Annotated in this window: 12 protein-coding genes and 1 tRNA gene; 5 read left to right on the top strand and 8 right to left on the bottom strand. The window is 60.1% G+C overall.

From position 1 onward, the window contains the following. Positions 1-66: 66 nt before the first annotated feature. Both GLP52_RS06630 and GLP52_RS06625 read left to right on the top strand, forming a co-directional pair. On the top strand, positions 67-822 hold the full coding sequence (locus tag GLP52_RS06630) for a hypothetical protein (protein WP_093733685.1): 756 nt from the start codon (positions 67-69) through the stop codon (positions 820-822). Next, entirely contained in the window at positions 822-1265 is a 444-nt protein-coding gene (locus tag GLP52_RS06625; protein WP_093733686.1) for a hypothetical protein, read from the top strand. The genes GLP52_RS06630 and GLP52_RS06625 overlap by 1 nt, the downstream gene beginning before the upstream one ends. Positions 1266-1283: 18 nt before the next feature. Here GLP52_RS06625 and GLP52_RS06620 read toward each other — a convergent pair. From GLP52_RS06620 to GLP52_RS06605, 4 genes are all read right to left on the bottom strand, one after another. After that, positions 1284-1358 (bottom strand) — tRNA-Glu (locus GLP52_RS06620). Between the two features lie 75 nt (positions 1359-1433). Beyond that, a complete protein-coding gene (gene recJ / locus GLP52_RS06615; protein WP_237271897.1) occupies positions 1434-3173 on the bottom strand; it encodes a single-stranded-DNA-specific exonuclease RecJ in 1740 nt (579 codons plus the stop codon). 101 nt (positions 3174-3274) lie between these two features. Further along, a complete protein-coding gene (locus GLP52_RS06610; protein ID WP_093733688.1) occupies positions 3275-4561 on the bottom strand; it encodes a homoserine dehydrogenase in 1287 nt (428 codons plus the stop codon). Positions 4562-4667: 106 nt separating this feature from the next. Then, positions 4668-5021: a hypothetical protein gene (locus GLP52_RS06605; protein WP_237271896.1), complete on the bottom strand. Its 354-nt coding sequence runs from the start codon at positions 5019-5021 to the stop codon at positions 4668-4670. A gap of 22 nt (positions 5022-5043) precedes the next feature. Here GLP52_RS06605 and GLP52_RS06600 point away from each other — a divergent pair, with 22 nt between their 5' ends. After that, entirely contained in the window at positions 5044-5631 is a 588-nt protein-coding gene (locus GLP52_RS06600; RefSeq protein WP_237271895.1) for a TetR/AcrR family transcriptional regulator, read from the top strand. Between the two features lie 39 nt (positions 5632-5670). Here GLP52_RS06600 and GLP52_RS06595 read toward each other — a convergent pair whose 3' ends face one another. From GLP52_RS06595 to GLP52_RS06580, 4 genes are all read right to left on the bottom strand, one after another. After that, entirely contained in the window at positions 5671-6582 is a 912-nt protein-coding gene (locus tag GLP52_RS06595) for a pirin family protein (protein ID WP_237271894.1), read from the bottom strand. A 139-nt stretch (positions 6583-6721) separates the two neighbouring features. Beyond that, a complete protein-coding gene (locus tag GLP52_RS06590; RefSeq protein WP_237271893.1) occupies positions 6722-7402 on the bottom strand; it encodes a nitroreductase in 681 nt (226 codons plus the stop codon). A gap of 93 nt (positions 7403-7495) precedes the next feature. Next, positions 7496-8869 (bottom strand): L-serine ammonia-lyase, encoded by a 1374-nt coding sequence (locus tag GLP52_RS06585; protein ID WP_237271892.1) that lies wholly within the window; start codon positions 8867-8869, stop codon positions 7496-7498. Further along, entirely contained in the window at positions 8869-9555 is a 687-nt protein-coding gene (locus GLP52_RS06580) for a glutathione S-transferase family protein (RefSeq protein ID WP_237271891.1), read from the bottom strand. The genes GLP52_RS06585 and GLP52_RS06580 overlap by 1 nt, the downstream gene beginning before the upstream one ends. Before the next feature lie 218 nt (positions 9556-9773). Here GLP52_RS06580 and rpiA point away from each other — a divergent pair, with 218 nt between their 5' ends. Further along, a complete protein-coding gene (gene rpiA, locus GLP52_RS06575) occupies positions 9774-10562 on the top strand; it encodes a ribose-5-phosphate isomerase RpiA (RefSeq protein ID WP_237271890.1) in 789 nt (262 codons plus the stop codon). 21 nt (positions 10563-10583) lie between these two features. After that, a complete protein-coding gene (locus GLP52_RS06570) occupies positions 10584-12050 on the top strand; it encodes an FAD-dependent oxidoreductase (protein WP_237271889.1) in 1467 nt (488 codons plus the stop codon). Positions 12051-12072 lie beyond the last annotated feature (22 nt).

The following is a 12072-nucleotide window of genomic DNA, read 5'->3' as shown; positions in this document are numbered from 1 at the left end:
AATCGATACGAAAATTCCAAGCGAAGAGGCGTTTTCGGACGAGCCAGAAAGATTTGAGGACCTACGATGAGAGTTTGGACAGAATACCCGGGTCTTCTGGAGGAATTTACACCTGCGGGAAATCCCCGTTGGCGAGTTCGTGTAGAAGGCGATAAATCTCGGCGTATCACAATACCCGTGGGCCCGAGTAATCCAGCTTTTAAGGATCACTACGAGGCTGCGAGGCTTGGAATTAAGCTGGAGGCTCAAATTCCCGCTAAGGTTGCGCGTGGCACCTTTGATGAACAGTGTGAGCGTTTTAACGCAGCGATGGTAGACATGGTAACGGCTGGGGTTCTGAATGAAGACACAAGGACCGGTCGGCAGCGTGGACTTCGACAGGCAGCCAATGTGAAAATGCGCGGGCGGCGCATGGGGGAGCTCAATGCGGACTTCCCCAGAGAAGCATTCGTTCACATCCTCGAATCTTTTGGTTCGCACACAGGTGCTGCGGAAACGTGTCTTAAAGCCATGAAGGCCGCTTATCGCTGGGGTGAATCTCGTGGGTTCCCAGAGAAGTCGGAAGTTTTCGTAGTTTCAAGCCCACATAAGGGGCGTGGTGGCGCAATAGCGTGGACAGAAGAAGAAGAGAAAAAATTCTTGGAAACACATGGAAGTGGCACCATGGCGCGGCGCTGGTTTTATTTGACCAAGAATATGGCAGGCCGCATCGGAGACACTTTCGATATTGGACCGGAGAGCATCAAGCTCAAGCAAGGACGTGCCTTTTTTTGGGTTGGCAGCCAAAAAAGAAGGGCTCTAAGTATGTGGAGGTGCCTCTAATGAAAGAACTTGCTGAGGAACTGGAGCTCGGTGTGCATGAGGACGCTTTTTTGCTCACTGAATACGGTCGTCCGTTCGCTTCGAAAAATTCATTGGGAAACAAGATTTCAAAGTGGGTTGTGCAAGCAGGATTCTACAAAAGTATTGAAGTGGTAGATAACAAGACAGGTGAAAAAAGGACTGAAAAGAGGGCCACGCGCTCTCAACACGGAGTTCGAAAAGCTACTGGACACGAGATGGCCCTATCGGGTGCCAATGTCTATGAGATTGCCGCTCGCCTGTCTCACTCGGACTTCAAATCGTCGGCACCCTATGTCCAGGGAGTTGACCGCGCCCGATTGGTGGAGTCTGGCTTCGACAGGGTTGAGAGAGCTCGCCAAGAGCGAAGTGTCCCACGCCACGAAAACCGTGGGACACCTGAAGTATCAGATGCCAATGAATAAAGGCTTTGAGGAGAGATGTGGCAGCCCGTAGGGGAGTCGAACCCCTCTTTTCAGGTTGAAAACCTGACGTCCTAACCGATAGACGAACGGGCCACTTAGCTTGTGAGCGTTTCTCTAAGGAAAGCGGGGCAGGCACGCAAGCAAAAATCGAAAGAAAGTGAAAATTTTTTATGCAGGGGCTGCGTCTTCCAGACGCAGCTGCACCGACTGTCGCCCCCGCCATGTGTTGATGTCCAGACGCCCCGCCAGATGGAACCGCGCGCCGCCGTGGTTTTCCAGCGCCGGACCAAGCGGTCCGTCAAAGGCGCCAAAGGCGATCGCGTCCATTTTGGTATTGTTGCCGTCGCCAAAGCTGATCTTGAGATGGCTTTCACCCACCCGTTTCGCAAAGCGGATCTGCATATCTGCAAACACATATCGCGGGGCAGGGGCACCGGCGCCAAACGGACCTGCCTGTTCCACCTGCTGTGCCAATTCAACTGTGGCAGCGGCGGGCATCAGCATACCGTCAAGCTTCAGGTCTGCTGCGCCCGCCAGATGCGCGCCCTGTTTGGCAAGCAGTTCCGACAGCCGCGCCATCGCTTCGTCGAGCTTGTCCTCGGCCACGGTCAGGCCTGCGGCCATTTTGTGTCCGCCACCCTTGATCAGCAGGCCCTCGGCTGCCAGCCGCTGGATCGGGGCACCCAGGTCGATCCCCGAGATAGAGCGCCCGGATCCTTTCCCGATGCCATTCTCGAACCCGATCACAACCGACGGACGGTTTGACGCCTCTTTCAGACGGGACGCAACAATGCCCACCACGCCGGGGTGCCAGCCCGCGCCCGACGCCCAAACCAGCGGCGCGTCATACCCGCGTGTTTCCGCCTGATCGAGCGCAGCGGCGCGTACGGCGGTCTCTACATCGCGCCGCTCGGTGTTCAACAGGTCGAGCTTTTCAGCAAGGGATTGTGCCTCGTGCGGGTCATCGCAGGCCAGCAATCGCGCACCGAGATCGGCCTGACCAATGCGACCACCTGCGTTGATTCGGGGGCCCAGCAAAAACCCAAGGTGATAGGCCGCGGGGGCCGTATCCATGCGTGCCACATCGGCGAGGGCCGCAAGACCGACCCGGTCGCGCCGCGCCATAACGCGCAGTCCCTGACGCACAAAAGCGCGGTTGACGCCGATCAACGGAGCCACATCCGCCACCGTGGCCAGCCCCACCAGATCCAGCATCGCCATCAGGTCGGGCCCGCGTGCACCCGCTTCACGCAGCTGACGCCCTGCCTCGACCAGCATCAAGAATACGACCGCCGCCGCACATAGATGTGCCAACGTGCCATCTTCATCCTGTCGGTTCGGGTTCACAACGGCCAAAGCGTCGGGCAGGGTTTCTGCGCCAAGGTGGTGATCCAGAATAACCACATCCGCCCCGACGGCAGCGGCCACGGGCCCATGAGACAGGGTGCCGCAATCGACGCAGACAATCAGATCATGCGCCGCCGCCAGTTCCGCCATCGCCGCGTCATTTGGGCCGTAGCCTTCGTCGATCCGGTCCGGCACATACAGCGTCGCGGCGCAGCCCATCTCGCGCAGCCAGACCAGCAGCAGCGCGGCAGAGCTACCGCCATCCACATCATAATCCGCAAAAACGGCAATCCGCTGACGCGCTTTGACCGCAGCCAGAAAACGGGTCGCGGCCTTTTCCATATCGCGCAGGGATCGCGGGTCAGGCAGCAGGTCGCGTAAGGAGGGGGCGAGGAAGGCCTCGGCCTCTTCGGCCGCCACGCCGCGCCGCGCCAATACCTGACATAGGGCCAGCGGCAGGCTGGTCTGCTGCACCAGAACTTGCGTGGCGCGTTCCACCTCGACACCGGGGCCGACCCAGCGACGCCCTGTCAAAGACGCATCAACACCTAGAAAGCTCATGCATCCCTCACTTCCAAATGGTCAAAAATCCTCGCCGAAGGCATCCGGCCTGTCCTGCGCATACTCCGCAGATCGGGGCCCAAACCTCGCCTGCTTCGGTGTTAAAGATCCTCGATACGCAGCGCCACAGGGTCGCTTGCCAGCACACCGGTATGCGCCATCGCGTCCAGCGCCTCGTCCAGCGCGGTACGGCTGCATTTATGCGTAACGATCAGCACCGGGGCCTGATCGCTGCGATGTTCGGTCTGGCGCATGCGGTCGATGCTGATGCCGGCCTCGCCTAGAACGGTGGCGACCTTGGCCAAGGCACCGGGTTTGTCCAGTAGGCCCATGCGCAAATAAAACGCGGCAGGACGCTGCGACAGCGCCGCAGTGGCCGAGGCGAGCGTCGTCGCCTTCTGGCCAAAGACTGGACCATGCCAGCCGCGCGCGATATCGCAGATATCTGACATTACGGCACTGGCCGTGGGGCCTTCGCCGGCACCGGGGCCGCGCAGGACGATCTGCCCAATTGCGTCGCCTTCCAGCACGATCATATTGGTTCCGCCCGCCAGTTGCCCCAGCGGAGAGCTGTCAGGCACAAGACAGGGCTGCATGCGTTGTTCCAGCCCGCGGCCGGTCATTTGTGCGACGCCCAAAAGCTTGATCTTGTAGCCCATATTGGCGGCAGCCAGAATGTCGTCGATGCTGACGCGCTGGATGCCTTCGATCTCGATCCCGTCGAAATCCACCTGTGTGCCAAAAGCGATGGACGACAGGATCGCCAGCTTGTGCGCGGCGTCAATGCCGCCCACATCAAGGTTCGGGTCCGCCTCAAGGTAGCCAAGCGCCTCGGCCTCTTCGAACAGGGAGTTGTAGCCGTTGCCGGTTTCTTCCATGCGGGTCAGGATATAGTTGCAGGTGCCGTTCATCACGCCCATGACGCGGGTGATCTCGTTTCCGGCAAGGCTTTCCGTCAACGCCTTGATCACCGGGATGCCCCCTGCGACGGCGGCCTCATAGCGGATCAGGCAGCCGGCAGCTTCGGCCTGTTCGGCCAGCGCCTGACCGTGGATGGCCAGCAATGCCTTGTTCGCGGTGACCACATCTTTGCCCGAGGCCAGTGCGGCCTCGGTGGCGTCCTTGGCGGGACCTTCGTCGCCGCCCATCAGTTCGACAAACACATCGACGTCATCGCGTTTCGCCAGCGCGACCGGATCGTCTTCCCAAGCGTAGCCGGACAGGGACACACCACGATCCTTGTCGCGGCTGCGTGCAGAGACGGCGGTGATGGTGATAGGGCGGCCTGTGCGCGCTTCGATCAGTGCGGCCTGCTTGCGGATGATCCGCACCACGCCAACCCCAACGGTGCCCAATCCGGCAATCCCAAGACGAAGCGGTTGTGACATGGTGCAATCCTTTTGGTGGTGCGCGGCAGCGGGCTGCGGCGTTTAACGGGGTTCGCCGCGATGTATCCTTTTCCCGCCGCGCACGCAACGCGACATTGCATCTGCTTTACTGTAAACCTTGGGACAAACGCTGCTTTTCAGGCCCCGACAGGACCGATCCACGCAACTGTGCAGCACGCGCCTGTAACCGTTCGACCCGAGAGGTCAGACCGTTTTCGATCTGCGGGATGTTGACCTGTCCGCCCTCTGCCTTGGCCAGCAGCGGATCAATTGGCACCAACGCGGGGTAATCTGCGGCGAGAAGTTCGGGCGTGGCACGGCTGTCGAGCGCGGGAAACTGGGTGCACGCCGCGGGCAGGACCAGCGCGGCAAGGCAGAATGATAAGAGAATACGGTTCTTCATTTCCCAGTCATGCACCAGCGACAGAAATCGCGCAAGCAGGGGTTTGCCTTTGTACATGTGTTCAATTAACCTTTGCCCCATGGGGCGTACAACCGGATCACATTCTGACATCACTCGGCCAAAAATCCGCGCGGCTGCGCTGCGGCTGTTTGCGCGGCACGGCTTTGCAGCCGTATCCATGCGCGCACTCGCGACCGAGGTGGGGGTACAGGCAGGGGCGCTCTATAACTATACGCCGGACAAGCAAACGCTGCTGTTCACGCTGCTGCAAGATCACATGAACGACCTGCTTGAGGCCTGCACCAGTGACGCTGCCCCGACCGCGCTTGAACGCCTGCGGCATTTCGTTGATTTCCACATCCGGTTCCACGCGGATCGCCCGGACGAGGTGTTCATTTCCTATATGGAGTTGCGCAACCTGACGCCCGAGAATTTTACCACTGTTGAAACCCTGCGCCGTCAGTATGAGGACCGGCTTGAGGCGATATTGCGCGATGGGGCCGCCGCCGGAGATTTCGCCATCGCAGATACCAAGATTGCCACGTTGGCGGTGATTGCGATGCTAACAGGGGTGAACACGTGGTTCCGCGCAGGCGGACGGTTGTCGCTGGACGAGGTGATCGCGCAATATTGGGATATGGTGCGAAAATCCGTCATGGCGGGGTAGGGCCGAGCCGGCCCACACCCCTTTAACTTAAAGTAATATTTAGTGTGCGGGTTTGATGAATGTCCCGTTGTTCAAATCGCGCATCGCCTGACGCAGTTCCTCTTGCGTGTTCATCACGATCGGACCGTGCCACGCGACGGGTTCGTCAATCGGTGCACCCGAGATCAGCAAAAAACGTACGCCTTCCGGTCCTGCCTGCATCGTGACCTCGTCACCTGTGCCAAAACGGATCAGGGTGCGGTCGCCACTGAGATCGCGGATGTTCACCTCTTCGCCGCCGACCTCTTTCTCTAGCAAGACCCCTGACGGGGCAGAGGCATCGGCAAAAGCGGCGGCCCCCTGAAAAACATAGGCAAAGGCGCGGCGGTAGGTGTCGATGCGAAAGGTTTTGCGCACACCGGCTGGGACCGTGATATCAAGATATTGCGGATCGGCGGCGATGCCGTCCACGGGGCCTTTTTTGCCCCAGAATTCGCCTGTGATCACGCGTACTGTCGTGCCATCGTCATCGGTGACCACGGGGATATCCTTGGCCGTGACGTCCTGATAGCGCGGCGCAGTCATCTTTTGCGCAGAGGGCAGATTACCCCACAGCTGAAACCCGTGCATTTGACCCTTGGCGTTTCCGTTGGGCATCTCTTGATGGAGGATGCCGGAGCCCGCCGTCATCCACTGCACATCACCAGCACCAAGCGTGCCGACGTTGCCCAGGGAATCCCCGTGCTCGACCGTGCCTTCCAGCACATAGGTGATTGTTTCGATCCCGCGGTGCGGGTGCCACGGGAAGCCTTTTTCGAAATCCTGCGGACGTTCGTTGCGGAAATCGTCGAACAGCAGGAAGGGGTCCAGTTCGGACGGGTCCTGAAACCCGAAAGCACGGTGTAGCTTCACGCCTGCGCCTTCCATCGTTTGCTGGGCCGCGCGGGTCTCTAGGGTAGGGCGGATCGACATGGGGCTCTCCTTATCCTGGTCTGGAGCTTAGATAAGGGGCGTGCGTTCATGCGGCAATAGTCGCTGTGCGAACCATAAGTGTGCATGGTCGCACAGGGAGGGCAGCGATACCTTCCCCCGTGCGACACAGTCAGATATATCAGTCGTCGAAGCCGACGAAGCGGGTCACCTCTTCGACGGGACGGCGGGTAGAAACGACGGCGTTGGCCGAAAAATCCTCGTCGGGCCAGCCCATAGCGACACAGGTCATGATCACCTGATCGTCGGGGATTTGCGCGTGTTCGCGGACCACGGGCGATTGCATGATACCCTGACCGTTAATGACGCAGCCCAGTCCCTTGCTCCAGGCGGCAAGGACAAGGCCATAGGTCACCGCGCCCAGATCAAAATGCGCGATGGTGCCGTTGTCATCCAGCGACTTGTCAAAGCACACCACGATGGACACGGGCGCATCAAACTGGCGGAAACCGCGCATGACCCAATCCTGACGGCGTTCCTTGTCTTCGCGTTCAATCCCCATAGCGGCAAAAAGCTGTTTCGCGATGCCGACCTGCCGGTCACGGTGGATACCGGCATAGGCCCCGTGGTCGCTGATTTCACGCACGGGCGGCACGCCTTGCAACATACGGGTAGAGTTCCCCTCGCGGACTTTTTCCAGCGGGTCACCCGTCAGGACGTGCAGATGCCAGGGCTGTGTGTTCATCGACGATGGCGCACGGTTGGCCAATGCGACGACCTCTTCAAGCAGTGCACGCGACACGGGTTCTTTCTTGAAGCCCCTGATGCTGCGCCGTTCCTGCATGGCCTGTTTCAGTTCCATCTTGCCCTCCCGCAAATTTCCTGACGGCTGTCAGACTGTTGTAGTTCCGCGGTGGGGTCAAGCGCGGGCAGGGCTGTGTGCCGCTGCGTAAGATCAGCAGTTGGGAACGTTCACCGCCAGCCCGCCAAGCGAGGTTTCCTTATACTTCTCGGACATATCCGCACCGGTCTGGCGCATGGTTTCGATGCAGGCATCCAGCGGTACCAGATGGGTGCCATCGCCACGCAGCGCCAGCGAGGCCGCCGACACTGCCTTGATCGCGCCAAGCCCGTTGCGTTCGATGCACGGCACCTGCACCAGACCGCGCACGGGGTCGCAGGTCATGCCCAGATGATGTTCCAGCGCGATTTCAGCGGCGTTTTCGATTTGCGCGGGCGTCCCGCCCATCACGGCACAAAGCCCTGCGGCAGACATCGCCGCGGCGGATCCGACTTCGGCTTGGCAGCCTGCTTCGGCCCCCGAAATCGATGCGTTGAACTTGACCAGCCCGCCAATCGCCGCGGCGGTCAGCAAGAAGTCCTCGATATGTGCCTCCGACGCGCCGGGCACGTGGTCCAGATAATAGCGTAAGGTCGCGGGCATCACACCTGCCGCCCCGTTGGTGGGGGCAGTGACGACTTGCCCACCGGCGGCATTTTCCTCGTTCACCGCCATGGCGTAGACGCTCATCCAGTCGTTGATCGTGTGAGGGGCGCGCTGGTTCTGGCCACGCTCTGAGACCAGCGCATCATGGATCGCCTTGGCGCGGCGTTTGACGTTTAACCCACCGGGCAGGATGCCGTCGGTTTCGAGCCCACGGTTGATGCAATCGTTCATCACCTGCCACAGACGTTTCGTGCCGTCGCGCAGGTGTTCTGCCCCGCCGCGGGATTCTTCGTTTGCGCGTTTCATCTGCGCGATGCTCTTGCCGGATGCCGTCGACATTTGCAGCATTTCCGCCGCGGATTTGAACGGGAAGGGGACCGGCGCGCCTTCGTCCGTGTCCTTGCCCGACGCGAGCTCACTTTCGGTCATCACAAAGCCGCCGCCGATGGAATAATATGTCTCGCGCAGGCTGACGTCGCCTTGGGCGTCGGTGGCCATCAGCATCATCCCATTGGCATGGCCGTCCAGCTTGGTGTCGTAGTCAAAGATCATATCGACCTTAGGAGCGAATTTCAGCGTGCCAAGGTCAGGTAGCGTGATCTGGTGCGTCTCGTTGATCTCGGCCAGCAGCTTTTCGGCGCGGTCATTGTCATAGTCTTGCGGCGTGAACCCCGCGAGGCCCAGTATCGTGGCGCGGTCAGTGGCGTGACCGACGCCGGTAAAGGCGAGGCTGCCATGCAGGGACGCGCGCAGACCTGCGAATTTGAACGGTGAGGCGCGCATCAGGTCCAAAAAACGCGCGGCTGCCACCATGGGCCCCATTGTATGGGATGAGGACGGGCCGATGCCCACTTTGAACATATCGAAGACAGAGAGAAACATCAGGTGGCACTTCCTATGGGTGGGGTGGCAAGGCGGGGCTTAGTAAAGGGCGTGGGCCCCAACCCTTCGGCGGTTTGCGCGGCGGCGGTGCACGGCAGTGCTTCAACCCGAGCGCAAAGCGCGTGCAGATGCGCCATGCCGCGCAGATCAAACCAGCTGCGATCGCGGCTCTGTGGATACAGCGCGCACCAGCGCAACAGCGGAGCGAGGTAAAACGCAAGCGCGAGGGGCAGCGTATCGGCAGCAGCCCGATCCTCAAGCGCACGCAGGTGGGTCTGCAACGCTTGGGTTATGGTTGCATGCAGCGCGTCTTGGGCGGCACCGTCGGAGCCTACGTATTTTTCCGGGTAAAACAGCATACGCAGGGCAGGGTGCACTGTATTGGCAATGAAAAACAACCACTTGAGGAAATCTGCCCGCGTAGCATCCGTCGCGGCAGGGGCCAGCCCCCTATGCCGGTCCGCCAGCCACAGCAGGATCGCGCCGGTTTCAAACATCGGCCCGGCCGGTGTCTGCAGCGCGGGGATCAGCCCGTGCGGGTTCAGCGCCCGATAGGCGGGGGTGGACTGCCCCTGCGCCGCGCGATCGACCAGGCAGGTGTCATAGGGCACGCGCTGCGCCTCAAGCGCGAGGCGGATGATCAGGGAGGCATTATCGGGGGCGTAGTGCAGAGTGTAGTCGGTCATAGGCCGGTGGTATCCCATTGCGCCGGAGGCGGGCGATTGAAAACGACCGATCTGCGCGGTTTGCGGTACTCTATCGTGATAAGCGCTGCATAAAACCCCCTGCGCGGGTCGCATTGGCGGGCACGAGGGCCACAACTGCCACCAATATCGCGGTTTTGAGGGTCGCGCGTGCGGACGGCTGCGTCTATAAGGGCATCGATTAACGAGGAGTCGCTGCCATGACCGGAGAATTGTCACCCATCGATAAGGCCAAATTTGTCGCCGCCAAACGTGCTGCGCAATTTGTAGAAGACGGCATGCGCGTCGGATTGGGCACTGGCTCGACCGCTGCGTGGCTAGTGCGCTGTTTGGGCGAAATGGTGCGCGACGACGGGTTGCGTATCAAAGGCGTGCCCACCTCCACCCGCACAGCACAGCTGGCGCGCGAAGTGGGGATCGAGGTGATCAGCCTCGATGAAGCCAAGTGGCTGGACCTGACCATCGACGGCGCGGATGAATTCGACGGCGAGCTGAACCTGATCAAGGGCGGCGGCGGTGCGTTGTTGCAAGAAAAGATCGTGGCGACCGCGTCAGATCAAATGGTCGTGATTGCCGACATCGGCAAAGAGGTCGAAACGCTGGGTGCATTTCCCCTTCCGGTAGAGGTTATTCCCTTTGGCTGGCAGACCACACAGGCGCTTGTCGAAGAGACTTTGGTGTCTATGGATGTGCTGGGGCGCAATTCGACGCTTCGGATGAACGGCGAGATCCCCTTTATAACGGATGAGGGAAACTACATCCTTGACCTGCACCTCAAGCGGATCGGCAACGCCCGCCAGATGGCTTTGGTGATGAACCAGATGCCGGGTGTAGTTGAAAACGGGCTGTTCATTGATATCTGTGATGCTGTGGTGATCGGCTATGGCGATGGCCGCGTCGAAGTGCGCGACATCAACGAAGGCACTGTTGATCGCGATAAGATGGAGTTCGTCGAGACAGATAATCTGTTTTCCGACCTGAGCGATTAACAAAGAAAGGCCTCGGCCCAGATGAGCGATTTTGATTACGACCTTTTTGTCATTGGTGGCGGTTCCGGCGGGGTACGCGCCGCGCGTGTTGCTGCGGGTGAATACGGGGCCAAAGTCGCCCTCGCCGAAGAGGACCGCTATGGCGGGACGTGCGTAATCCGGGGCTGTGTGCCGAAAAAGCTGATGGTGTTTGCGTCGGGCTATGCCGAACTGGTGGACGAAGCACAGTGCTTTGGCTGGGACATCAAGCCCGGGACATTCGATTGGCACGCGTTCAAGGGCCGTCTAAACACCGAGCTGGACCGGCTTGAAGGCGTCTATCGCAAGCTGTTGGCCAATTCAGACGTTGATACCTTCGACCAGCGCGCCACGATCAAGGATGCGCATACGGTGCAACTGGCGAACGGCGAAACCCGCACCGCCAAGCATATTTTGGTGGCCACCGGAGGCCGCCCCGTCCGTCCCGAGGTTCCTAACGCACAGCTGGGCATTGTGTCGGATGATATCTTTCATCTTGAAACCCTGCCCAAGTCGATCTTGATCATCGGCGGCGGCTATATCGGCTGTGAATTTGCCTGTATTCTGAACGGTTTGGGCGTCGAAGTGACGATGTACAACCGTGCGGCGCAGATTTTGCGCGGCTTTGACGACGAAGCCCGCGGGCTGATCGCTGAATCCATGACTGAGGCGGGTATCGATATCCATTGTGGCACCAATATCGTCGAAATGGCATTGGAATCCCAACACGAAGCCGGCACCATGCCCAGCAACTCTGATGCGGCGATGGGTGCCACAGCTGAGCAGTCGAACGAGTTGAACAGCAGCGCCACACCCCAAGGCACGCAGGGGCCGGTTTGGGTTAAGGCATCCAACGGGTCCGAGAAAGTGTTCGATATGGTGCTGTTCGCCACAGGGCGCGCGCCGAACACCCAGGATATGGGGCTGGAAGAGGTCGGCATTTCGCTTGGCCGCCGCCAAGAGATCGAAGTCGATGAATACAGCCAGTCAGGCGTGCCGTCGATCTACGCCATTGGCGACGTCACCGACCGCGTGAACCTGACACCTGTCGCGATCCGCGAAGGGATGGCCTTTGTGCAGACCGTCTTTGGCGGGAACCCGACGCCGGTGGACCACGATCTGATCCCGTCGGCCGTGTTTACTCAGCCGGAATTCGGCACTGTTGGCATGACCGAAGAGCAAGCCGCAGAGCAGGAACCGGTCGAGATTTACTCGGCATCGTTCCGGCCGATGCAAACGGCCTTTGCCGAAAAGAACAAACGTGTGATGATGAAGCTCATTGTGAGCAAGGAAACACGCGTTGTACTGGGGTGCCACATCGTCGCACCAAACGCAGGCGAGCTGATCCAGCTGGTGGGCATTGCCGTCAAGGCAGGGCTCACGAAAGAGCAGTTTGACGCGACCTGCGCCGTGCACCCGACCATGTCCGAAGAACTGGTCACCATGCGCAGCCCGACACGCACTGCTTGAAGTCCGGGCGATTATGCCCGAC

It is taken from the genome of Sulfitobacter sp. M22, from assembly GCF_021736025.1.
In the GTDB taxonomy this organism is placed as follows: Bacteria; Pseudomonadota; Alphaproteobacteria; order Rhodobacterales; family Rhodobacteraceae; genus Sulfitobacter; species Sulfitobacter litoralis.
This window is presented reverse-complemented; position numbering and strand designations above follow the sequence as displayed.

Excerpts from the sequence above, each read along its gene's own strand:
- GLP52_RS06605 (WP_237271896.1), bottom strand. The coding sequence starts at position 5,021 with ATGTACAAAGGCAAACCCCTGCTTGCGCGATTTCTGTCGCTGGTGCAT.
- GLP52_RS06625 (WP_093733686.1), top strand. The coding sequence starts at position 822 with ATGAAAGAACTTGCTGAGGAACTGGAGCTCGGTGTGCATGAGGACGCT.
- GLP52_RS06590 (WP_237271893.1), bottom strand. The coding sequence starts at position 7,402 with ATGGAACTGAAACAGGCCATGCAGGAACGGCGCAGCATCAGGGGCTTC.
- GLP52_RS06580 (WP_237271891.1), bottom strand. The coding sequence starts at position 9,555 with ATGACCGACTACACTCTGCACTACGCCCCCGATAATGCCTCCCTGATC.
- GLP52_RS06600 (WP_237271895.1), top strand. The coding sequence starts at position 5,044 with ATGGGGCGTACAACCGGATCACATTCTGACATCACTCGGCCAAAAATC.
- GLP52_RS06630 (WP_093733685.1), top strand. The coding sequence starts at position 67 with ATGAGAGTTTGGACAGAATACCCGGGTCTTCTGGAGGAATTTACACCT.
- rpiA (WP_237271890.1), top strand. The coding sequence starts at position 9,774 with ATGACCGGAGAATTGTCACCCATCGATAAGGCCAAATTTGTCGCCGCC.
- GLP52_RS06570 (WP_237271889.1), top strand. The coding sequence starts at position 10,584 with ATGAGCGATTTTGATTACGACCTTTTTGTCATTGGTGGCGGTTCCGGC.
- GLP52_RS06585 (WP_237271892.1), bottom strand. The coding sequence starts at position 8,869 with ATGTTTCTCTCTGTCTTCGATATGTTCAAAGTGGGCATCGGCCCGTCC.
- GLP52_RS06595 (WP_237271894.1), bottom strand. The coding sequence starts at position 6,582 with ATGTCGATCCGCCCTACCCTAGAGACCCGCGCGGCCCAGCAAACGATG.
- GLP52_RS06610 (WP_093733688.1), bottom strand. The coding sequence starts at position 4,561 with ATGTCACAACCGCTTCGTCTTGGGATTGCCGGATTGGGCACCGTTGGG.
- recJ (WP_237271897.1), bottom strand. The coding sequence starts at position 3,173 with ATGAGCTTTCTAGGTGTTGATGCGTCTTTGACAGGGCGTCGCTGGGTC.